This is a genomic window from Streptomyces sp. NPDC058525, from assembly GCF_042719495.1.
Lineage (GTDB): Bacteria > Actinomycetota > Actinomycetes > Streptomycetales > Streptomycetaceae > Streptomyces.
Genome location: NZ_JBHXNP010000016.1, coordinates 1 through 20,520 on the forward strand (window position 1 = coordinate 1; position 20,520 = coordinate 20,520).

At 68.1% G+C, this 20,520-nt stretch carries 20 protein-coding genes and 4 pseudogenes; 9 read left to right on the forward strand and 15 right to left on the reverse strand.

The window, feature by feature from the left end:
* Positions 1-120, forward strand: a pseudogene (locus tag ACFWP3_RS10890) (IS5/IS1182 family transposase); the annotation flags it as partial.
* 166 nt (positions 121-286) lie between these two features.
* Entirely contained in the window at positions 287-1,444 is a 1,158-nt protein-coding gene (locus ACFWP3_RS10895; protein WP_384218665.1) for a hypothetical protein, read from the forward strand.
* A gap of 443 nt (positions 1,445-1,887) precedes the next feature.
* Here the strand turns inward: ACFWP3_RS10895 and ACFWP3_RS10900 are convergent, their stop codons facing one another.
* The 4 genes from ACFWP3_RS10900 to ACFWP3_RS10915 all read right to left on the reverse strand — a co-directional run bounded on the left by ACFWP3_RS10900 (position 1,888) and on the right by ACFWP3_RS10915 (position 5,882).
* Positions 1,888-2,733 carry a hypothetical protein gene (locus ACFWP3_RS10900; protein ID WP_384218668.1) on the reverse strand — a complete coding sequence of 282 codons (846 nt, stop codon included), beginning with the start codon at positions 2,731-2,733 and terminating at the stop codon, positions 1,888-1,890.
* A gap of 62 nt (positions 2,734-2,795) precedes the next feature.
* Positions 2,796-3,008, reverse strand: coding sequence for a helix-turn-helix domain-containing protein (locus ACFWP3_RS10905; RefSeq protein ID WP_384218670.1), 213 nt, complete (start codon positions 3,006-3,008; stop codon positions 2,796-2,798).
* A 597-nt stretch (positions 3,009-3,605) separates the two neighbouring features.
* Complete coding sequence (locus ACFWP3_RS10910; RefSeq protein ID WP_384218672.1) at positions 3,606-3,821, reverse strand: hypothetical protein; 216 nt, start codon at positions 3,819-3,821, stop codon at positions 3,606-3,608.
* A gap of 54 nt (positions 3,822-3,875) precedes the next feature.
* On the reverse strand, positions 3,876-5,882 hold the full coding sequence (locus tag ACFWP3_RS10915) for a WD40 repeat domain-containing serine/threonine protein kinase (protein ID WP_384218675.1): 2,007 nt from the start codon (positions 5,880-5,882) through the stop codon (positions 3,876-3,878).
* 428 nt (positions 5,883-6,310) lie between these two features.
* Here ACFWP3_RS10915 and ACFWP3_RS10920 point away from each other — a divergent pair, with 428 nt between their 5' ends.
* Positions 6,311-7,438 carry a hypothetical protein gene (locus ACFWP3_RS10920; protein ID WP_384218677.1) on the forward strand — a complete coding sequence of 376 codons (1,128 nt, stop codon included), beginning with the start codon at positions 6,311-6,313 and terminating at the stop codon, positions 7,436-7,438.
* A 47-nt stretch (positions 7,439-7,485) separates the two neighbouring features.
* Complete coding sequence (locus ACFWP3_RS10925; protein ID WP_384218680.1) at positions 7,486-8,043, forward strand: hypothetical protein; 558 nt, start codon at positions 7,486-7,488, stop codon at positions 8,041-8,043.
* A 285-nt stretch (positions 8,044-8,328) separates the two neighbouring features.
* Here the strand turns inward: ACFWP3_RS10925 and ACFWP3_RS10930 are convergent.
* Positions 8,329-9,220, reverse strand: a pseudogene (locus ACFWP3_RS10930) (IS630 family transposase); the annotation flags it as partial.
* Positions 9,221-9,872: 652 nt separating this feature from the next.
* Positions 9,873-10,346 carry an ATP-binding protein gene (locus ACFWP3_RS10935; RefSeq protein WP_384218682.1) on the reverse strand — a complete coding sequence of 158 codons (474 nt, stop codon included), beginning with the start codon at positions 10,344-10,346 and terminating at the stop codon, positions 9,873-9,875.
* A 439-nt stretch (positions 10,347-10,785) separates the two neighbouring features.
* On the opposite strand from ACFWP3_RS10935, the gene ACFWP3_RS10940 reads away from it, so the two are divergent.
* Positions 10,786-11,001, forward strand: coding sequence for a hypothetical protein (locus ACFWP3_RS10940; protein WP_384218684.1), 216 nt, complete (start codon positions 10,786-10,788; stop codon positions 10,999-11,001).
* 359 nt (positions 11,002-11,360) lie between these two features.
* Positions 11,361-11,516, forward strand: a complete 156-nt coding sequence (locus ACFWP3_RS10945; protein WP_384218687.1) for a hypothetical protein — start codon at positions 11,361-11,363, stop codon at positions 11,514-11,516.
* Between the two features lie 337 nt (positions 11,517-11,853).
* On the opposite strand, the pseudogene ACFWP3_RS10950 reads toward ACFWP3_RS10945, so the two are convergent.
* Positions 11,854-11,922, reverse strand: a pseudogene (locus tag ACFWP3_RS10950) (DUF305 domain-containing protein); the annotation flags it as partial.
* A 63-nt stretch (positions 11,923-11,985) separates the two neighbouring features.
* Between ACFWP3_RS10950 and ACFWP3_RS10955 the strand changes: the two are divergent.
* From ACFWP3_RS10955 to rpsR, 3 genes and pseudogenes are all read left to right on the forward strand, one after another.
* A pseudogene (locus ACFWP3_RS10955) lies at positions 11,986-12,214 on the forward strand (DUF4396 domain-containing protein); the annotation flags it as partial.
* Positions 12,215-13,306: 1,092 nt separating this feature from the next.
* Positions 13,307-13,762, forward strand: a complete 456-nt coding sequence (locus ACFWP3_RS10960) for a hypothetical protein (RefSeq protein WP_384218689.1) — start codon at positions 13,307-13,309, stop codon at positions 13,760-13,762.
* Between the two features lie 298 nt (positions 13,763-14,060).
* A complete protein-coding gene (gene rpsR, locus ACFWP3_RS10965; RefSeq protein WP_384218691.1) occupies positions 14,061-14,297 on the forward strand; it encodes a 30S ribosomal protein S18 in 237 nt (78 codons plus the stop codon).
* A 260-nt stretch (positions 14,298-14,557) separates the two neighbouring features.
* Here the strand turns inward: rpsR and ACFWP3_RS10970 are convergent, their stop codons facing one another.
* The 8 genes from ACFWP3_RS10970 to ACFWP3_RS11005 form a co-directional block, all read right to left on the reverse strand.
* Positions 14,558-14,887 carry a hypothetical protein gene (locus ACFWP3_RS10970; protein WP_384218693.1) on the reverse strand — a complete coding sequence of 110 codons (330 nt, stop codon included), beginning with the start codon at positions 14,885-14,887 and terminating at the stop codon, positions 14,558-14,560.
* Positions 14,794-15,495: an HAD-IC family P-type ATPase gene (locus ACFWP3_RS10975; protein WP_384218870.1), complete on the reverse strand. Its 702-nt coding sequence runs from the start codon at positions 15,493-15,495 to the stop codon at positions 14,794-14,796. The genes ACFWP3_RS10970 and ACFWP3_RS10975 overlap by 94 nt, the downstream gene beginning before the upstream one ends.
* Positions 15,390-15,800: a hypothetical protein gene (locus ACFWP3_RS10980; protein ID WP_384218872.1), complete on the reverse strand. Its 411-nt coding sequence runs from the start codon at positions 15,798-15,800 to the stop codon at positions 15,390-15,392. The genes ACFWP3_RS10975 and ACFWP3_RS10980 overlap by 106 nt, the downstream gene beginning before the upstream one ends.
* A 346-nt stretch (positions 15,801-16,146) precedes the next feature.
* Positions 16,147-16,728: a protoglobin domain-containing protein gene (locus ACFWP3_RS10985; protein ID WP_384218696.1), complete on the reverse strand. Its 582-nt coding sequence runs from the start codon at positions 16,726-16,728 to the stop codon at positions 16,147-16,149.
* A gap of 369 nt (positions 16,729-17,097) precedes the next feature.
* Positions 17,098-17,772, reverse strand: coding sequence for an MFS transporter (locus ACFWP3_RS10990; protein ID WP_384218698.1), 675 nt, complete (start codon positions 17,770-17,772; stop codon positions 17,098-17,100).
* Between the two features lie 369 nt (positions 17,773-18,141).
* A complete protein-coding gene (locus ACFWP3_RS10995) occupies positions 18,142-18,609 on the reverse strand; it encodes a DUF2871 domain-containing protein (protein WP_384218700.1) in 468 nt (155 codons plus the stop codon).
* A gap of 112 nt (positions 18,610-18,721) precedes the next feature.
* Positions 18,722-19,402 carry an ABC transporter ATP-binding protein gene (locus tag ACFWP3_RS11000; protein ID WP_384218703.1) on the reverse strand — a complete coding sequence of 227 codons (681 nt, stop codon included), beginning with the start codon at positions 19,400-19,402 and terminating at the stop codon, positions 18,722-18,724.
* Positions 19,399-20,487 carry an ABC transporter permease gene (locus tag ACFWP3_RS11005; protein WP_384218705.1) on the reverse strand — a complete coding sequence of 363 codons (1,089 nt, stop codon included), beginning with the start codon at positions 20,485-20,487 and terminating at the stop codon, positions 19,399-19,401. The genes ACFWP3_RS11000 and ACFWP3_RS11005 overlap by 4 nt, the downstream gene beginning before the upstream one ends.
* Positions 20,488-20,520: the final 33 nt, after the last annotated feature.

The following is a 20,520-nucleotide window of genomic DNA, read 5'->3' on the forward strand; positions in this document are numbered from 1 at the left end:
CACGTCTTCGCCCGCATGAAGACCTGGAAGATCCTCCGCGACTGCCGTCTCAAAGGCGACGGCGTCCACCACGCCATGCTCGGCATCGCCCGCATGCACAACCTCGCCCTCACCGGATAGGCGAGCGGACCCGACCGCAGCCACCCGGCCCCGGCGACTCGAAGATCACTTACGGGACAACCCTTAGGCCGGCCAGCAGTATCTGGAGCACGGCTCTCAACCGCTGGAACAGCCTCGTGGCAAGAACACCGCTCCCACGCCACGGGCGGAGATCCAGTCACCCGACGTGGCCAAGATCGAGAATTCCGGCACCAAGGCAGCCCCGCCCCTGCCGGTGCAGCGGACCCGGCCACTGCCGCGGAAGAAGGCCAAGACCGTTACGGAGCAGCTCCTGGAAGAGCTCGCCGTGGCCGGCGGCCGCATCGTCAAACGCGAAGCCAGTGGTCGGGAGACCGAAAAATGGCCAATCCGCGTTGCCGCAGCACGCCGGTCCGGAAAGATCCCTGCGGCGAAGGAACTGCACGCAGGCTGGTGCAACGACGGACATGAAATCCGGCTCGTCGACACCCCCGCCTGGCGCTTGGCCCAGGGTCAGCGATGCGATTTCCTCATCCTGCAGGAACAGGACCGCACCGAACACATCCCCACGAAGAAGGAACTCGCCGACGCCGAGAAGCACTCCTGGGTCAGGATTCCCCGGTACGACACCTCCCCCGCCGAACGCCTACGAATCTGTGTCGGCGGCGGGCTGCGACACAGGGCCGGCGAGTGGGCCGATGCGGCCGACTGCCCTCTTGAGGACCAGCTCGCCGAGATCGTGCAGGAAGTGGGACTTCGGGGCGAGGCCGCCGAGCGCAAACGACTGGCCGACCTGGAGCCAGCGCGGGAGAAGCGGCTGCAGTGGGAGGCCGCCATGCAACGGGCAAAGATCGACTTCGCCGAGGCGGCCCGAGTCCAGCATCTCGAAGCGCAGGAACGGGCATGGCGCCGCGCAACGGGTCTGGCCGAGTACGTCGGCGCTCTCCGCCTCCACGCACAGACCTTGGCGACCGGTCCGGAGAGAAACGGAGCCGAGGCATGGATCGCCTGGGCTGCCGACCATGTGGAGCGCCTGAACCCGCTCAACGGGACGCTCCGCCTACCCGAGATTCCCGAACCTCGCGCCAGCGACCTAGAGCCGTTCCTGCACGGGTGGAACCCCTACGGTCCCGGCTACTCGGCCCCCACCGATTGTCACAGAGCGTATTCGGAAAGAGACGGCAGAGCGCGGGCCTCACACCAACCGACTCCGTCGCCCACTACCGAAAAGGGCACCGCCCAGAGCAGGATCGCGATCTGCTCCGAGGAGTCGCCGTCCATGCCTGACGACTCGCCAGACATGGACGGCGGCGTACGTCAAACGTGCGTCACGAGCGTCAAATCTGCGTCAAGATATCGCCCGTAACGCCCACAGCGCACATAACGCACACTGACCTAACCTGCAGGTCAGAGGCCCTTTCCAATGAGCTCAAGGATCGCGACACACTCCATATGATGGGTCATCGGGAAGAGGTAGAGATCCGGGGCACTTGAAGAAACCGCAGTTCAGCGTCCTCAGATGACCCTGCGGCTGGGGTCCGTGCGTCAAACGAGCTCACGAACTCTGGCGAGAATCAGGCCTGCGTCACGACTTCCCGCTGGGGCGCAAGCAGCCCACCTACCGCCCCGCAAGCATGCCGATAGCGGAAACGGGTTCGGCGCTGCCCCATGCCCACATTGGGCACGGAACACCAGCGCCGAACAGCGCCGTGGTCTCGGCGACGGGACGTCTTCCCTGTCAGGACTACTCGTGGTCACCGGGCGGCCGAGCCGGCGCCAGGGCACCCGAGACCGCCGACCCCGGAACGATCAGCTGAGAATCCAGCCGCCCCCAAGCTCCGATGACGGCCTGGTGCGCATCGGGGGCAAGGTGCGCGTACGGCTGAGTCGTCTGATAACTCTCATGCCCGAGGAGGTGCTGCACCTCATACAGGCTCCGTTCGGCTCGGGGAACCGAGCTTGATGCACCGCAGGCCACCACGTGTACGTCCGCCAGTTGCCGTCGTCGAGCAGGCGCCCCGCCCGGCCCTTGGTGACCGTGGTGAAGACGACCGCGTTTCGATCTCGACCATACATGCGGCGGGCCAGTCCATCGAGGACGCGCTCGGGAATCGGGACCTCCCGGCGGCTCTTCGAACGCTTCGGGTAATCCTTGATGCCCGACTTCGTGTTGACCTCGACGACGAACAGCCGGCCCCGCTGCCAGTCGATGCCATGCCCGTGCAGACCAGAGAGCCCGCCCCACCGCAGGCCGGTGTAAAAGGCCAGGAGCGCCATCGTGTGCCATGGCTGAGCCAGCTCATCAAGGACGGCCTGCGCTTGCGCCACCCACGACTGGACATCGATGCGGCCTATGGCTCCTACCTCCCACCCCGACCAGTGCGGCGTGATGTGGGTGCGTATGCAAGATGCGTCTCCGCGCCGCGTGTGCGGTTCGACGACGCGAGATTCCCACCAGCGCTCATACCAGTCATCGAACTTGGTCTTGCCGGCCTGAGGGTTGCTGTAGGCGCTGCGACTGAGTTTCGTCTCTTGGTCCCGGCCCCACTGACGCGCCTGGGACTGCAGAGGGAACGTTTCACTAAAACGGTCGCCAACATGGTTCCTGACAGTGACCTGCCAGCTTCCGGATGCCAGCTTGCGTACGTACGCCATATACCCTTTCCCTGCTAATTCACTTACCCATATCCCCCACCAAAGAGGTCGGGGTCCAGTGGCTACGCGGCTGCTCGGACGCTCGACGCTATGGCTGTGCGGCGCCGCACGAGTTCGCGTACATCGCCACTGGGAATTCGAACCCGCGATCTTTCGGTCCCAGTACGAAGGTCAACTACCGACAGCTCGCCCAGCGCTATGTAGCGGTACACGGACCGCCGGCTTACATCCAGAATTTGGGCAACACTGGGCACCGAGAGCAGCTTGTCGCACATGGGATTTCCTTCGATTCACGCCGGGACCATGGGGATCTGGTGCCGGAAATTGCACAGACCTCAGACCAAGGAAGGCAGCCTTGATGGACTGATACGCGCGCGCTGCCCATCGCCAAGTGGCCGGTGCGAACTTCATCAATGGTCTGGAGAATCCCCGGTTTGGCTGACCGGGGATCGTCTGCCATGTAGGGACGGAGCCACCGAGCAGCTCGCGGCTCACGCCCCGTCGCACCACCTATCCGTGACCAACCGGTAGAAGCAGAAGACCGGGTCGGCGCCCTCTTCCACTACAAGCAGCAGTCCATCGCGGGTGAGGCGGGCGAAATCCCGGGTCGCACGCCACTCAGTGATGCCCAGGGCGCGGGAGGCCTGACCCGGCGTAGCACCAGGGTGTGAGGCCACGTGGACCAGCACGGCGCGGTCACGCCGGTAACTCTCCTGGAGGAGGTCCTCGGCGAAGAGCGCAGCCGCGCACACGCAGAGGCAAGAGATGCGGCGATGGCGGCGTAGTCACGGTGCAGCTGTGCGAAAAAGGCACAGGCGGAACCCAGGGCGAACAGAAGCGGGGCAGTCAGACGAAGCGAAAGCAGGGTGGCGTTAGCCTCGGGCTTTCACGAGGCTGGCTTCCCCACCGCCGGCCACCTCGCCTCCTACGCCGGCCTCGCCCGCACGACGAAGTCGGGTCTCTGAGGTGATCATGTTCTTGCCGAGCATCTGCATCCCGATCGTGACGATCACCAGCACGATCGGCACCACGCAGCCCCACACGGGACCCTTGCCCTCCGTCGATGTCATGGCCTCGACGCCAAACACGAACAACCTCACGTGACCCGGGCCGCCGGGCTCTGTGCCGACCAGAGGCCGTCGCTACGGGTGAGCGGCCTGGATGGGGAGGGGCCAGAGTCGGACGGTGTTGTCCTCACTGGCGGTGGCCAGCGTCCGTCCGTCGGGGCTGAAGGCCGGCTGGACCGGAATCCCGCCCCCAGGGGTGCCGCTGAGGTCTGCGGTAGTGATACGGGTGCGGGTTGCGAGGGACCACAACGCGAGTTTGACGGTGCGGTCGGAGCTGATGACGGCCGCGATGGTGCTGCCGTCCGGGCTGATTGCCGCCCGCTGGACGATCTCCTCGCCAAGGACGGTGGTCGCGGTGCCAGCCGGGTTGGCCAGGTCCGTCAGGCGCAGCCCGTTCTTCCCCTTGCTTGCGGTGATGACGCCCCGTCCGTCAGGTGTGAACACCACCGACTCCACTGCTCCGTCGAGGATTTCGATCACGGCGGGATCCTTGCTGGAGCCGGGGGTCCACAGCCGCAGCACATTTCCCCGGCCTCTCTCTCCGCCGATGGCGAGGGTCTTTCCGTCGGGGCTGTAGGCCAGGACGTTCAGCCAGCCCCGGTCACCGGTCTGCGTGGCGGTGAGTGTGCCGGTGGCCGTGTCCCACATGAGGAGGTCGTCGTCGCCGGAGACGGCGAGCGTTCTGCCGTCGGGGCTGAACGCAAGCACGTTGCCGATGGGGCCGTAGCGGTCGAGGGTGGAGCGGCTGGTGCGGGTCGCCACGTCCCAGAGTTCGGCCTTGGACGCACCGAGCGCCGTGCCGGTGGCGAGGGTCTTGCCATCGGGGCTGAACAGAAGGTGCCGCACCTCCTCGGCCTTCGTGGCGAGGGTGGCGGCAACGGTCCGGGTGGTGGTGTCGCAGAGCCGGACGGTGCCGTCCTGACAGCCCACGGCCAAGAGCCTTCCGTCGGGGTTGTAGGCGAGCGACATCACGGTGCTGTCAGCAACGGTGAGTGCGCTCCACAAATCGCCAGCCCGGTTCTTGGCGGACGGGGCGTCGTGGTCGCCGAACTGGCGCACGGCGATGACCGTCCCCGATGCCGCGCCCACGGCGGCCAATAGGCCCAGCAGGACACCACGGCGGCGCGGCCCGGACGGCGCGAGGGCGGGGACGGCCGGAGCCGCCGCGGTGGGCGCGCTCGCGAGCGCGGCCACGTCTGCAGGAACCGCCGGGGCCTGCACCCTCACGGTGGGAATGTGCCCCGCGGCCACGGCGCTCGGCGCCGCCGACCGGACGGCATCCAGCCGCGCCCGCGTGCTCACGGCGTCAGGACGCCGTGCCGGGTCCTTGGACAGCAGCTCACCGAGCAGGCCCGCCAGGGCGCCCGCGCGTACCGCCGACGGCGCGGGCTGGGTCAACACGGCCGTGATGACCGCTGTCAGGGTCGACCCGTCGAACGGCGGGCGTCCCTCGACCGCGGTGTACAGAGTCGCACCGAGCGCCCACATGTCCGCCGAGGCCCCCACACGTCGGCCCTCCAACTGCTCCGGCGGCATGTACTGCGGAGTGCCGATGACGGTATTCGTCCCTGTCAGCTGCTGGGTGGCGTCCAGGATCCGGGCGATGCCGAAATCGGTGATGACCGGACTGTCACCGGCGAGCAGCACGTTGTCGGGCTTCAGGTCTCGGTGGACCACCCCGGCGGCGTGCGCGTGGGCCAAGGCGTCGGCGATCATCTCTCCGAGGGCGGCGACCCGCTCCCAGCTGAGGCTTCCTTCGTCCCTGATGAGGCCGGCCAGCGAGGGCCCGGTGATGAACTCCATCACGATCCATGGAACACCCTGATGGTGCACCACGTCGTGCACCGTCACGATGCCCGGATGCCGCAGCCGGGCTGCGGCCCGCGCCTCCCGCTCGGTGCGCGCGATCAGCTCCGACCGGACGTGCGGCGCCGTTTCGGGCGGCAGCAGCACCTCCTTGACCGCCACCTCGCGGTCGAGCAGCGAGTCGCGGCCACGCCACACGCGCCCCATCCCTCCGCGCCCGACCATCTCCACCAGGAGATACCGCCCGCCCACCAGGTCGCCCGCTGCCCCCATCATGTCGGTCACCCTAGCGCCCACCGGAAACAGCCAACCACCGTCGGTCCCTGGGGCCCAGCCCGCGGAGCGGAGCACACGCTTACCTGCCCATGACCACTCTCCGGCAGCGCTCCGCCGCGCCGCGCTTCGCCTCGCGACGATCAGCCTCATGACGCGCTGGCTCACCCCGAACACGGCGCGACACCCGGACCAGCCGATCACTCGGACAGGCCGGACAGGCCGGACAGGCCGAGATGCACCAACGTGACGGAAATGCCCTCTGGTCCGGCTCTCTGTTTTGTGATCCTTGTCTCCGGCTGCCCACGGTGTGGGCAGCCCAACTCCGGCGTGCGGTACAAACGTTCCGCGAGCCGACCCTGGCTCGCGGGGGGCGCCTGAGAGGTGCCGCGTTCCGTGTTGGCCTGAAGCACACACCAGGGGATAGCAGCATGACCCGTCCGCAACCCGCACCCATGCCGCCGACAGGAACTGCGCGCCGCCGCGCTCGCTGGGAGCGCTACCGTGTCACTGGGCCATTCTCCCCATCCGACCTCGCGAAGCTCTGGGGCCTCATCAGCGCCCTGGTGGGTTTCGCGCTGGTCCTCGGCTGGGCCCTGGACGTGAAGGGCGGCACGGTCATCGTGCTGCTGGTGCCGTACATCTTCACGTGGTTCGACGCGCGGCGCGTCCTCTTCCAGTTCGACTCCTCCGGCGTGCGCATCGGCCACGTCCGGTTGCCGTGGACCGATGTCACCGCCCTCGTCGTCGCCGAGTCGGCCGCGCTCGGGCCGCAGGTACTGATCGGTACGCAGCTGCGCGACGGTGTGGCCGTACCCGCTGGGGCCGATGTGCAGCCAACCGATGCGTCGATGCCCGCACAGCTCCATGTGGCGGTCGAGCGGCGGAAGTTCGACCTCGGGAAGCTGACCGCCAAGACGCGGCGGTACGCGCCCGCACATGTGCGGATCTTCGAGGTGGGAACCGCGGCGGGCCACTATTCCGTGGGCGGGGATCCGTACACGGACTCCGCTCGTCCGTACGCGCCAGCGTGGCAGCCGGGGGGCCCGGCTGTCGGCGCCCTCCGGCCTGCCCTGCCGGACGCCTACGGGCCTCGCTGGAGCCTCGTCACGGCAGCGCTTCTGACATGTGCCGCAGTGTTGGCGGTGCTCGCCGCCGCGATGCCCCTGCCGGCCATGCTCTTCGAGTACGAGGGCGGAACCTCAAAGGGCGGTGTCTTCCTGCTGACAGAGGACGTCCTGGGGCTGGACCTCTTCCCGGCCGTGGACCCTTGGCGTGGGCTGCTGACCTGGCCCTGGCTGCTCTCATTCCTTGGCATGCTCACCATCGCCTGCCGCGCCATCCAGCCGCACGCGCGGTTTCGTGCCCTCAGGGTCGTGGGTCTTCTGTGCGCCGTCACGTTTCCGCTGGTGCTGCTCGGGAACGACGTGGTCTCGGCGGGCCGCGTCAGCAGCTTTGAACGCGGTTGGTGGGTGCTGCACCTCGCTGCGCTTCTCGGGCTGGGGGCGTTCGTCGCCATGGACCTGACGCTCACCCGGGGCCGTGTCGGCAAGACCTGACCGCAGACCGCCCGCAATGCCTTCCGATCACCAACACAGGGGGAATCTTGAACACCCGTACCGTATTCGCCGTCCTCACCGCCACTGCCGCCGCACTCGTACTCACCGGATGCTCCGACACCCAGGAGCTCTCCTACGGGGCCAAGGCGAAGAAGGACAATCTGGAGGTCAGCGTGGAGCGAGTGGTCGCCGGGACCTCCGGCGACCTGTCCGTGCTCAAGGACGCAGCCCAGTATCAAGGCCGTACGCCGTACTACGTCCACTACCGCGTGACCAAGACCGACGCCGGCGACGTGAACGGACCCTCCTTCGACGTCACAGCGGACGGCGACCTGCTGACCCGGTTGAACATCATGAGCGCCTTCCCGCAACCCATCGTGGGCACGGACGGCAAGCTCAGCTACAAGGACACTCCGAAGTTCGACAAGTGCCTCGACGAGCACAACTCCAGCAAGTTCAAGCAAGCCCCGGCCGGCGAGAGCTACGAGGCCTGCTCCGTCTACCTCACCGCATCGGGCTCCAGCACGGCGCCCGAGAAGGTCGAGTGGGTCAAGGGTGGCCTGCTGCGGCGCAGCGACGACGAGGCGTTCGCCGTCTGGAAATGAGCCCTGTCGGTGTCTCCTGGGACTCTGGCCTGTCCGGCTGGTGGAGGTTGGAGGAGTGGGCCGGCAGTGGTCTTGTAGGTGACGACCGTCGTCACCTACAAGCCGCCCTGCACTTCCCCCTGCGGTGCCTCTCCACCTTCCAGAACCTCGTCCGTGGAGGCGTCGACCACGCAGAAGCCCCGCCAGCACACCTAGCGGGGCTTCGAATTTGCTACTGCACGGCTTGCTTCGCGATAGTGGTCGGTTTCCGTCGGAGTCCTGGTCCGGCTCTCGATGTCCTATTGATCAGAAACTCAAAGGGTTCTCGTTGAGGGTGTAGCGGACGTTGGGGCCGTGGAAGTAGCCGCGGACGATGTGGGGCTGGCGTTGGCGTCTGCGGAAGAACCGGCGGGTCTCGGCGGCGAGTTCGGCCTGGTTCCGGTCCGGTGGCCTTTGGGCAGGCTGTGCTGGAGGTCGGCGTTGACCAGCTCGTCGGGGTTCAGCTCCGGCGAGTACGGGGCAGGAAGTGCAGCTCGATGGCGTCGGGATGGGCGGCGGGCCAGGTGCGGACCGTCTTCGAGCGGTGGGCGGAGTGCCCGTCGACCACCAGGTGGACCTTGTGGTCGAAGTGCCCGACGAGCCGCTCCAGGAAGCGGCACATCACGTGGCGTCGAACGTCTCGGTGAAGACCATGAAGTGCATCCTGCCCTTGGTACTGATCGCCGACATCGCCTTCACCGAGCACCGGTTGCCCGTGCGCCGCACGATCGGGGTGCGGCCCTTCTCGCCCAGGTCCGGCCGGTGACCTGGTCGGAACGGACACCGACCTGGTCGGCGAAGAGGATCTCACCGCCCTCGGCCTTCGCCTTGGCCCGGATCGCCGGGGTTTCCTCATGCCAGCGCCGCACCGCCTCGGGGTCCGTTCCACCGCCCGCTTGTCGGGACGCCGGAAGGAAAGCCCCCACCGCTTCAGGTACTTGCCCGCCCCCGGTTCGGTCAGCCGCACCCGGTACAGCTTCGCGATCAGATCGCCGATCAGGCTCCGCGTCCACAACTGCCCCACCAGGCCCACATCGCACGGCCGATAGTCAAGTACGGACTGGCGCACGGCGGCCTGCTCGGCCTCGCTCAGCACCTGATGAAACCCCACCGGACGGCCCTTCGGCCGCGCGAGCAGAGCGTCCCGGCCCCCGCCCTGCGGGACTCGTGGTCGAACCCGCGGATGTACGCTCCGGCCGCCGAGAAGACGACGGCGTACGCATCTCCCCCACCGTTGTCCATCGAGGGCAGTTTCCTGCGTCGCGGACCACTGGGCGTCGAACCTGTGGTGGCGCAGGTACGGTGCGCCGGGCTGGAGGATCGCGTCCAGCATCGCCATCGACCGGCACAGGTTGCGCAGGGTGGCGAAATCCGGCAGTCGGCGAGCGACGTCAGAAACGCTCATCGGGCCATCCGCCCACACGGCATGGGAAGGGCGGCCCGGAGCCCCAGCTCTCCCGGTAGGGTCCCGCCTCCGCCGGTTTGGGCCTTTCGCGCGGCCGCAGCGCAGCCGCCGAGTGACGGATGGCGCAGCACCGGCCGCGGGAAATCGATTCAGCCCATGGGGCCGGAGAGGCCTGTGTCCTTTCGGTCGCTGTCTCCGTTGATGGCGTGACGCGTTCTCTGGGTCTGGTCCACGGCGGATCCCAGTGCAGTCTGCGCTCCGATTCCCCGCCCGACCTCGGGGGCGCGTTTGCTTCTCGACCCCCGACGGGCAAGCGAAGGTCCTGATCACCCCCGCACGGTCAGGGCCTTCGTTGCGAGGGTGGCGTTCTGGGACGCTGGCCGTGCCTGGTGTTCGGTCGAGACCGTCAGAGCTGGCAGGCGGTGACCTCTCTGTATGGCTCATCGGCCAGCACAATCGTAGTGGAGATCCGCTTCCCCACAGGTTTACGGTGCACCGCGAAGCTCTGACCGATCCCCGTGACGATCTCCAGCCCGTGTTGGCCGATCCGGGTCGGGTCGGGCGCGAGGGTCGCCGGCAGCGTCGGGTTGCTGTCCCACACGGTGACCTCGATCGCGCCGCCATGGACCTCCAGCGTCAGCAGGCATGGGCCGGGCGCGTACTTGCGGGCGTTGGTCACCAGCTCGCTGACCACGAGCTGCACGATGTCCATCGCGCGCCCGGACACCGGCAGGCCGTGCACGCACTGCACATCGGAGAGGAAGCTACGGACCAGGTCGCGGGCGACGGCGATGTCCTCGCTGCCCTCGAACGCTCCGGACAGCGAAATGACGTCCTCCAGCAGCGACTGCTGCTCCACACCGCGATGTGTCTGTTCCATGCCGTCCCGCCTTCCACGTGTGCCAGACCCGGCGGGATGCGTCTGCCCCCGAACTCCCACCTCAGTTGTGCCGGAACAAGGGTTCGCGACCGTCGCAGAAGGGGCCGGGAACTGCCGCCGAAGTGCCACCTCCTGCTCCCGTTCCTGGGTGTGGGTAGGTGGCCGGCTCCTCGATACGGCGGCGCCGTCGTCCTCGCCGGGCTCCTCGGGTTCCGGGTCGCGGCGGGCCCGCACCCGCAAGGTCCACGAGTGGGGCGCGGCATGACTGCCCCCGGCGCGCCGGCATAACCGCGCTGCAGCTGGTTCAAGCCTGCGGGAAGCCGTGGAACGCGTCGTCGGGGCGCCTGCCAGCGGGCCATGCAGTGGAGCGTGCCTTTCGTGGAGGTCTTCCACGACCCGGTATATCGCCGGCAGCCTGGGATTCGAGCACGGCTACTTGATGTTCGACCTGCCAGTCGACTACCGCCAGGACGTCCGGGGGTACGACGTCCACGGGCGCCCCTTCCACGGCAACCCGCGCACGATCGCCTTCGCCCCCACTTGCCGCTGGGAGGGACAACAGGACCGGGACCGGCTGCGCCTCGTACGCCGTGTGCTACGGAGGCACCTCGCCCGCACGGCCGGTCCTGCGGTCGTTCCTGGGATCGTTCCATAGAGCAGGGCCGCGTCGGCGGGGCGTGCTGTCGCCAGCGCCGTGTGATCGTCGTGCACTCCGGCGGAACGGAGCCTGTGGGTTGCCGGCGAGGTCGTTGATGGGCCGCCCGACTGCCGAGTCGGGGCATCCAGGACCGCCAGGTGCGGAACGACCCGATTCGCGAAGTCGGACGATGTTTCCAGCCCGTGAGAGACGGTGTCGACGACGGTTCATGAAGAGAGCCCATGGCCGGCGGGAGCCCCTGGCCGACTCGTTCATGTGACGGCCGAGAATCAGACACTTACGCCTATATGTCTGATATACACCTCGTGTGTGGCTGGCTGCAGTCAGGCAGTCCGCCGGTCTGAGAGGTGGCACAGATGCCGGAAATGTCGCGCGGTATGCAGGATGCTGCGGAGAAGGTCAAGAAGATCGAGGCCAACATCAAGTCCGCCCCCGAGGGCTGGAGCAAGAAGCAGGAGACCACCGAACTCCTGCGCGAGCTCAAGACGACCGTCGAGCAGCAGAACCGCTGACGCCGGCAGCGCGATGGCTCTGCGTTCCCCTGCTCGCACACTCGGCAGGGGAACGCAGAGCCGTATCCGGCAGCGACCGCGGGCGAACCGCGTCGTTTTGTGCCGGAACCTCCAACGAGCCTGGGTCCCGCCGCGGATGAAAGACCAGACCTCCCCTGAGGGTCCCGATCATCAACGCCGCCCGCAAGGACAAGCACAGCGGGGCACCAGCCGTCACCGACGACATGTCCACCCCGCGCTCCGCCACCGAGCGGCCAGCGAGTCCTCGAGACGCCCCAGGGCGGCCCCCGGCCAGGGTGGCATCCCACGGCTGAGGTCCTGGCAGGTCGTCAGCGACTGGCGCGAGGTCGGCCATTTTCACGGCCTGGCGGTGGTGGGGGATCATCCTCTTGGCGAACGCGACGTCGACCTACTGGGGGAACAACTTCCGCACGAGGGCCTTCGCCCACCTCCACCGCTGGACTGGACGTCCGCGCTCGAGGTGGCGCCGGCTGCGGACACCGTCGCGATCGCGGTGATGGGACTCGTCGACAACGGCATCATCGCCCTGACCCCCGGGGCGATGGACGCCCACCTGTCGGACGCACTGTTCTGGACCGCACTGCCGGGCGGCTTCGCCGTGGCCGTCGTGATCACGACCCCGGCAAAAGCGGGTGCTCGGCCGTGGCAAGGGTCACGCCGTTGTCCACGTCTACCACTCACCGCTTGCCCCACGGCACCACGCCCTGCTGCACCTCACGGTGCGGCAGGGCGTGTAAACAGCCAGTGATAGTCGCCCCGGCGGAGTCGCCCGCCATGACGACACACCGACCAGCAGGGCCGCTTGACTAACCAGCATGAACCGTAGTTTCTTGCATTGAACCGCGAAGTCGCCCGGTGACCGACGATCTTCACCCCGGACACCCGCCGCCGACCAGCGCGAGCACCCTGGCATCCGCGCACACCAGCCCACCTGACCAGCGAATTTCGGAGCCGCCGCCTGCACTGGTCCGCCGGGGGACGGACGAACCAGTGCAGGCGCCCCATCAACACGGATGACCGCCGGAAGGACACGGCCGGCGTCAACCAGCCGGACACCTCACGCCTGGTCGAGATCAAGTTCTGAGCACCCTGCCCGATCCGTCGCTTCCCGAGGCCGAGCAGCCGACCCACCCGAGGCATGCCGGGAATCGGTCGACTTGAACGCCCGAACGCCGTCAGGGGCCATCCTCTCGTGCGCCGCTCGTCGCGTTCTGGCGGTGGCACCTTGAGAACGAGGCTGGCAGGCCGTACCACCCCTTCCGGCCGCATCCCGGCTTTCCCCAGACCCCGGATCGGCTTGGGCGGATCCGATGAACTCGCCGGTGTGGGTGGGCCAGGCACGCCACTCCATCCCGCCGGCCGCATCGTGACCACCCGGCATGAATCGGCGATCATGGATGGCCTTACGTTCACTAACGACGAGGCGGCCCCGCGATACCCCTTGTTCCCTCCATGAACCGTCGGCGACTGTTGACCCGGGCCCTACCCGGGGCAGCCGCTGTGTTGCTGACCGGCACCGCCTGTTCCCGGGCAGGCGGTACCCGACGTGAGACAGAAGCTCTGTCGGCCTTGGTCTACCGCAGCCCGCGGGCCCTCGACGGATGCGCGGAGGCAGCGGTCGCTCTCCTGAAGCGGGCACCGCGCCCGTTCACGGTGAGGTATACCGGCCCCGGTGAAGGATTGCCCCTGTCCCCGGCCGGTCTGGCGGCCGCCGACCTGTACGTACAGCCCCGCGACGACGACCTCGACGGCGCGTCGCGTGGGAAGAGTTGAAGGACGCCGCGGGCGCGATCCGCGACTGGACCCGGGAGGGCGGCCGCTATCTCGGATTCTGTATGTGCGGCTATCTGGCCGGGAGCGATCCGGGTTTCGGCCTGCTGCCCGGCACCACCGAGCAGTACATCACCACCCCCAGCGCCTCCATCCACGACGGACGGGAAACGATCGTCGCGGTGAGCTGGGAATCCCGGCGGCGTCACATGTACTTCCAGGACGGACCGGTCTTCGTCCTGGACGACGGCGCCAACGCCTCCGTACTCGCCACCTACGACAACGGCACACCGGCCGCGCTGGTCGCGCCGTACGGCAGCGGGCAGGTCGCAGTCGTCGTACCCCATCCGGAAGCCGACACCACCTGGTACTCAGACGCCGGGCTGAACAACCCCGACGGCGTGCGCTTCGATCTCGGCCACGACCTGATCGAGGAGACCATCAGAGGGCTGTAACGCCGGTCAGCCCGGATGCTCGCCCACCATCCAGGCCGAGCTTCGCGCCACGCCTCCGACCGCGAACAAGAACGTCGATTGGCGCCCCCGGCTATGGGCAGTCGCGGCCCGGAGGTATCCGGGGGCCGAGGGCGGCGGTGTACCGCTGGACTTGCCTCCTGACCGAAGCCGAGTACATCGCCGGGCGGGAAGCCTGGAAGCAGCTCCCCGCCGCCTTCGGTCCGCTGCTCGACTCCGTTTCCTGACCCCTACGCCCCACTCACCGACACCTCGTAACCCCGTACCCGGAGGAACACCCATGGCCCGCCGCCTCTCCCCTAGCAAGCCGATGAAGTCCCGCCCCAATCCGCTGGACACGGCAGGAATCACGTACATCGACTACAAGGACACCGACCTGCTCCGCAAGTTCATCTCCGACCGGGGCAAGATCCGCAGCCGCCGCGTCACCCGCGTCACGGCACAACAGCAGCGCCAGCTCGCACTGGCCATCAAGAACGCCCGCGAGATGGCCCTGCTCCCGTACGCCAGCCGATAGCGGACGGCCCGTGCGCCTCCTCCGACGCCCCCCGTCGTCTGGCAGGCTGATCAGCATGGCGATTCCCGAGTCCCCCGGTTCCTCCAGGCGGCCCGGCCCGAAGCACTGGCCGCCGACCGGAGACGGCAACTGACCGGCTGCTTTGCGGTGTCGTCAGCCACGTCCAGACCCATCCGGGTCGCCGCACCGTGGTATCGGCGCGGCAACGAAACCTTACGGCTCGGACTTGCCGTCCGCGTGCGCTGCGGGATCGTGGTGGGCTACGCGGCGCTCCTCCAGCGGGCCCGCCGCGGGAGGTCGTCACCCACGCGGGGCAGGTGCGGAGTGTGGTTGACCAGGCGTGCCGAGTTGCCGACCACCGCGATGCTGCTCGTGTTGTGGAGGAGGGCCTCGAGGACGGGGTTCATGGAACCGCCGGCGCCCGCGACCAGGCCCAGCAGATTGACGCCGATCGCGAGCCCGTAGTTCTGGCGTACGAGGCGCAGGGTGTGGCGGCTCAGTTCCACGAAGGCGGCGACCTGGTGCAGGTCGTTGCCGGCGAGTGCGATGTCGGCGGTCTCCAGTGCGACGTGAGAGGAGTGCCCGCCCATGGTGACGCTTCCAGGAGCGCGTGGGTGTGCACTTCGGTGATCCCGAGGGTGTCGGCGACGACCTGGGCGGTCTCCTGCGCGTCGCCGGTGAGCAGGATCAGGCGGGAGACTCCGAGGTCACGCAGCTGCTGGACGACGGTTTCCGCGCCGGCCCGTACGGCGTCGGAGACGCCGAGCATGCCGATGAGGTCCTCGTCGTGGGCGAGGCAGATGACGGTCTCACCGTCGGCGCGCAGCCGGTCCGTCCAGCCCTGAGCGTCTTCGGTGAGGTCGACTCCGTGCCGTCGCAGGAGGGCGGGACTGCCCACGAGGAGGCGGGTGCCGTCGAGTTCGGCGCGCATGCCCGTCCCGAGGACGACTTCGCACGCCTGGTGGATCGGCACGTGAAGGTGCTGCTCCTCGGTGCGCGCGACGATGGCCTGGGCGAGCGGGTGGCGTCCGTGCAATTCGCCGGCGGCGGCCAGGCTCAGCACCTCGTCGGCGGTGACCTCCTCGCTGAGGGTCACCACGCTCGTGACCAGGGGGCGGCCGAAGGTGAGGGTGCCCGTCTCGTCGAAGACGACCGCCGTGACCCGGCCAATGCCTTCCAGGTGGGTGCCGCCCTTGATGAGGGTGCCGCGGCGGGCTCCCTTGCCGATGCCGCGCTGATGGCGGTCGGGGTGGCCAGCCCGGCCGCGCAGGGGCAGGCGATGAGCAGCATGGTCATCGCGCGCCGGGCGTCGCTGGTGACGGCGTAGGTGACTGCGGCCAGGGCGAAGGAGACGGGGACGAAGCGCTGGGTGAAGCGGGTGGCCACGGTCTGGATCGGGGCCCGGTCCGACTGGGCCTCCTCGACCCGGCTGATGATCCGCCCCACCCTGGTGTCCCGGCCGACGGAGTCGGCGCGGATGGTGAGCGACCCTGAGGTGACGATGGTGCAGGCGTAGACGTGGGCGCCTTCCCTTGCCTAGACGGGCAGCGCCTCACCGGTGACAGCCGCCCGGTCCACCAGGGCCTCGCCGGTGAGCCCGTGGCCGTCGACGGGGCTGCGGTGGTGTTCGTACACGGCGACGGTTGGGCTCCGTTGGGAAAGCGCGGCCCTTCGGGGCCGGGTCACGTTGACCACGGGAACAGCCCGCGTCCGTCCGCTCACCCGGGGCTTCCTCCGCATAGGTCACAAAACCGATGAAGTGCAACCCTGCGTCGGCACTCACCCGGTTCGCGGGCCGCGAGTCCGCCGCAGAGTGGAACTGGCGCTCGCCTTGAGCCCGGCGGGTCGTTCACCACTGGTCAGTGGCGTATGGCTGGAGCCAAAGGGCGGTCTGCAGCGTCACGGACTTGAACCACGCTTGGTACATAGATTCCACGGCCGTTTCGTCGTGGCCCTTGTTGGCCAGGAACGGTCTCATCGTGGCAGTGATCGGATAGATGAACGCCACCATGTAGCGCAGAGGGACAGAGCGCACGGAGTCTGCTGTGTCGGTCTGGTTCTTTTTCGCCTTCGTGTGGCGCAGGCCGATCTCATGCGCATACGAGAGCCAATCCTCGTTGTGCGGGCGGCGACAAGTATCCATGATCCACTGACCGAACCTTGCGCGGACCCGCGTTAGGTAGTCATTGAGGACCGTGCCGTCCGGGGTGGCGAAATATGCGACGAGATGCGGATGCGAGGCGACGAATGCGTACCAGACATCCAGGATGTCCTCAACTTGGTCCTCCAGCACGTCGCCGGCCATGCGCAGCGCCTGCTCGTCCTCGGCGGTGAATAGAACACTCGCCTCCAGCCTGACCAGCTCCTCCCTTGAGACAGGGCTGGGCAGTGTCGAGCCGTAGTCGTAACCGGTCGGGGGCTGCGCGCTCATGAATCCGCCTCATTTCTTCTCATCTCAGATCAAATCGGTATCATATGACAGGCTGTTGCCGCGCCATCTTGAGATGTGTCGGTCGAACGGAAGCCCCTAACGGGTGACCACCAGGGCGCCCGACATCTACGCAGCAGCTCCTGCACAACTCATCCGATCCATGCACACCACAACGGTCAGCTGTGGGCTCCCTCGTCGCTGCTGGTTGAGGGACAGAGCCCCGCCGACAGCTGACCGTCGGGAGGGGAGGCGTGACGCTCGGCGGTACAGGAAGATTGCTGTCAGGGCGTGCGTCGCTGTGGCGGGCGGAGACTGAGCCGACGACTGCCGGCTGATCCGCGTGAGCGGGGATCGCCGGAGGTCAGCCCGTCAGGTTGCCCGCTCCGTACGGCGTCCCAACAGAGCGGCGCCGGCACCGGCCGCAGCGCAGGCCGCGCACATCAGCCACACGACCACGTAGGCTCCTTCCCGGGCGGCTTCCGGCGATGTCGGGGCCCCGGTACCGTGGGAGGACGTGGCCAGTACGGCTGCCATGAGCCCCCCGGCGACGGCTCCTCCGAACGTCTTGACGTTGTTGTACAGGGCCGTCGCCACGCCACTCCGGGAGCGCTCGGCCGCCTCGACAATCACCGTCGGCATGGCGCTCAGAGCGATGCCGAGCCCGAGTCCGGCGAGATTCTTGGCAGTGACGATCTCGGCCACGGAGTCATGGAGCGCGGCCAGCGCGAGGAAGCTCGCCATGACCAGGACGAAGGCGGAGGCCAGTGTGGATCGGTAGCCGATCCGGCGGCCCAGCGGCACGGTGACAGCCGACCCGATGATGGCGCCGACGATCGCTGGCAGCAGCACCAGGGAGATCTGTGTCGAGGACATTCCGAAGCCGTACCCGGTGGTGTGCGGATCGGCAGCGAGGAACATGGTATCGGGGGCCTGGGCGGCGAAGTAGACGACGCCGAAGCTCGCCGAAGCGAGATAGAAGGGGCCCGCCTGTCGGCCGTCCAGCGCCCGAACGTCCACCAACGGATCGGTGCGCCGCAGTTCCACCCTCACCCAGACGGCCAGGAGCGCGGTACCCAGGAGGAGCGGGCCGGTCACCAGGGGCCCATGTCGCCGCCCTGCTCCAGTGCAGAGATTCCTGCGAGCAGTGAGCTCGCGCCGAGGGCGAGCAGTGCGAAGCCGGACCAGTCCATACGTGCCGTGCTCCGCCGCTCGTATCGGCTGTGCACCCGCCCGATACCGTGCCGCAGCCCGGGCAGACCCCGCCTACGCCCCCGCGCGTGGATCCGGATCGCAGGGCCCGTCGCCGTGACGTACTCGAGCCGAAGCTGGACGCAGGGCTGGAACACAACGGCGACCAGGCCGTCAACGGATGCGCGACATGATCACGACGCGACAAGATCAACGCGTCCTCTTTCACTGAACTCGCGGCAGAGCCTTGAGCTGTCCGCTCTCACGGTCGCCCGCGGCGCAGTAGGTGAGGTCGAGACGCACGCGGTTGTGCAGGCAGAGGAAGAAGAAGACCAGGGCGAGGGTGAGGAGTATGTGGCCCAGTCCCGCCGGTCCTGAGATCGCGGGTCCGGCGGTCTTGCCCAGGACGGTCATAGTGCCGTGAACGGTCATGATGCCGGTGGTGAGGATCATGCCGGCGTGGTACGTCCAGAAGAACGCGTTGAAGAATCGGCCACTGCTCAGATGCAGGACTCTCTCCAGAGCGATGGCGATCAGGAAGAACAGCGTGCCCAGGGTGAGCAGGTGGGTGTGGAGCACGGAGAGCTGGGTGTCTCCGGTGAAGTCCTGTGCCTTGGTCAGCTCCCGGTAGAAGAGTCCGCTGAGGAGGCCAAGGACGGTGTAGATGACTGCGGAGTAGTAGAGCTTCTTCATGGGTTTCGGTCTCTTTCGAACGGGACGCGGCCAGCCGCAGGCAGTCAGGGGGACCAGGGAACGGTGGGTGCCCAGTCGGCCTGTAGGGGTTGCCGGGGACCGCCTGGGTGGGTCAGGTGTGGGCGGGAAGGCGTAGGCGTCCGTCGTGGACCTGGGCGATCTGGTCGACCGCGGTGAGGTGGGTGCGGTCGTGGGTGACCAGGACGGTCGCGGTGGCCTGCTGGTGGGTGAGGCGGGTGATCAGGTCGATGACGGCGGCGCCGCGTTCGTGGTCGAGGGCGCTGGTGGGTTCGTCGACCAGGAGGACGGTGGGGTCGTTCATCAGGGCGCGGGCGATGTTGACACGCTGGCGCTGGCCGCCGGAGAGCTGGTGGGGGCGCCGGCCTGCCTGGCCGGCCAGGCCGACGGCGTCGAGCAGGTCCATGGCCCGCCCTCGGGCGCTGTTCGGCTTGCGGCCGTCGATCTGCGCCATGACCTGGAGCTGTTCGGCAGTGGTGAGGGAGGGCAGGAGGTTGGGCTGCTGGAAGACGATTCCGATCTTGTGGCGGCGCAGCTCGGTGAGTTCGCTGCGGGTCATCCCGGTGGTGGCGGTGCCGTCGATGGTGACGGTGCCGGCGTCGGGGGTGATGAGGGTGGCGGCGACCGCGAGGAGGCTGGACTTGCCGGATCCGGAGGGGCCGATCACGGCGGTCATGCTGCCCTTGGGCACGTGCAGGGTTACGTGATCGAGGGCGGTCAGGCGGGACTCGCCGTCGGGGTAGGTGAGGGTGATGTCGGTCAGGTTGAGGCTCATCGGGCGCTCCCCAGGGCGGTCAGCGGGTCGACGGAGGTGATGCGGCGGATGGACAGGCCGGCCCCGAGCGCGCCGAGCGTGATCATCACGGCGGCCGGGACGAGGACAGTGGTGGGGGTGAGGAGGAACGGCACGGCCGAGCCTGCGACGAGGGCTCCGAGACCGGCGGCGATGCCGGTGCCGATCAGGGTTCCGCCGGTCAGCAGGACGACGGCCTGGCCGAGCGCGTCCTTGAGCAGGTTGGCGGTGGAGGCGCCCAGCGCCTTCAGCACGGCGACGTCACCACTGCGCTGGATGGTCCACACGGTGAAGAACGCGCCGATGACCAGGGCGGAAATCGCGAACAGGAAGCCGCGCATCAGCTGCAGGGAGCCGTTCTCGGAGGTGTAGGAGCCGATCGCGGACAGCGAGTCGTCCGTGGAGAGTGTCTTGGTGCCCGCTGCCTGGTCTGCGGCCTGGATGTCGGCGCCGGAGGTGGTGTTCACGGCGATGACGGTGGCGCTCAAGCCGCCGGTCTGGCCGGTGGGGGGTGCGGCCTTCTGCCACAGGCCTAGGCTCGTCCAGATGACGGGGGTGTGGCTGTAGGAGGCGTCACCACTCACTGCCGCGACGGTCACCTGCTGTCCGGCCAGCGTGAACGTGTCTCCTGCCACCACACCGAGGTCGGCGGCGGCGGTGGTCGACAGGACCGCCGCACGGTCGTCGATCTTGTTGCTGTCGGGGGCGAGCGCGGAGCCCGGCTGGACGCCGAAGGCGGACGCTCCGATGCTCTTGTTGCCCGCGGTTGCCTTGGTGACGGTGATGCCCAGCGGCTCGGCGCTGCTCACACCGGGCGTCTTGGCCCACTGCTGCCACTGCTTCTCGATGACGGTGGAGTTGGAGTACGACGGTTCCTCCCCCTCGCCCGGAGACCCGAAGGCGATCTTGTCGGCGCTCAGGCCGGTGATCGCGGAGATGTTCTGCTGGCCCAGGCCGGCGGTCAGCCCGGACAACAGCCCGACCAGCAGAGTGATCAACACGATGACGGTCCCCATCAGGGCGAAGCGCCCCTTGGCGAACTTCAGGTCTCTCCAGGCGACGAACACGGCTACGGCTGCCCTCTCATACGGTCGGTGAAG

What these genes read in the sequence shown, in the direction of transcription:
- ACFWP3_RS10970 (WP_384218693.1), bottom strand. Translation starts at nt 14,887, where the DNA reads ATGGGCGGGCACTCCTCTCACGTCGCACTGGAGACCGCCGACATCGCA.
- ACFWP3_RS10900 (WP_384218668.1), bottom strand. Translation starts at nt 2,733, where the DNA reads ATGGCGTACGTACGCAAGCTGGCATCCGGAAGCTGGCAGGTCACTGTC.
- ACFWP3_RS10915 (WP_384218675.1), bottom strand. Translation starts at nt 5,882, where the DNA reads ATGATGGGGGCAGCGGGCGACCTGGTGGGCGGGCGGTATCTCCTGGTG.
- ACFWP3_RS10995 (WP_384218700.1), bottom strand. Translation starts at nt 18,609, where the DNA reads ATGAAGAAGCTCTACTACTCCGCAGTCATCTACACCGTCCTTGGCCTC.
- rpsR (WP_384218691.1), top strand. Translation starts at nt 14,061, where the DNA reads ATGGCCCGCCGCCTCTCCCCTAGCAAGCCGATGAAGTCCCGCCCCAAT.
- ACFWP3_RS10905 (WP_384218670.1), bottom strand. Translation starts at nt 3,008, where the DNA reads ATGTGCGACAAGCTGCTCTCGGTGCCCAGTGTTGCCCAAATTCTGGAT.
- ACFWP3_RS10920 (WP_384218677.1), top strand. Translation starts at nt 6,311, where the DNA reads ATGACCCGTCCGCAACCCGCACCCATGCCGCCGACAGGAACTGCGCGC.
- ACFWP3_RS10985 (WP_384218696.1), bottom strand. Translation starts at nt 16,728, where the DNA reads ATGAGCGCGCAGCCCCCGACCGGTTACGACTACGGCTCGACACTGCCC.
- ACFWP3_RS11000 (WP_384218703.1), bottom strand. Translation starts at nt 19,402, where the DNA reads ATGAGCCTCAACCTGACCGACATCACCCTCACCTACCCCGACGGCGAG.
- ACFWP3_RS10935 (WP_384218682.1), bottom strand. Translation starts at nt 10,346, where the DNA reads ATGGAACAGACACATCGCGGTGTGGAGCAGCAGTCGCTGCTGGAGGAC.
- ACFWP3_RS10940 (WP_384218684.1), top strand. Translation starts at nt 10,786, where the DNA reads ATGTTCGACCTGCCAGTCGACTACCGCCAGGACGTCCGGGGGTACGAC.
- ACFWP3_RS10945 (WP_384218687.1), top strand. Translation starts at nt 11,361, where the DNA reads ATGCCGGAAATGTCGCGCGGTATGCAGGATGCTGCGGAGAAGGTCAAG.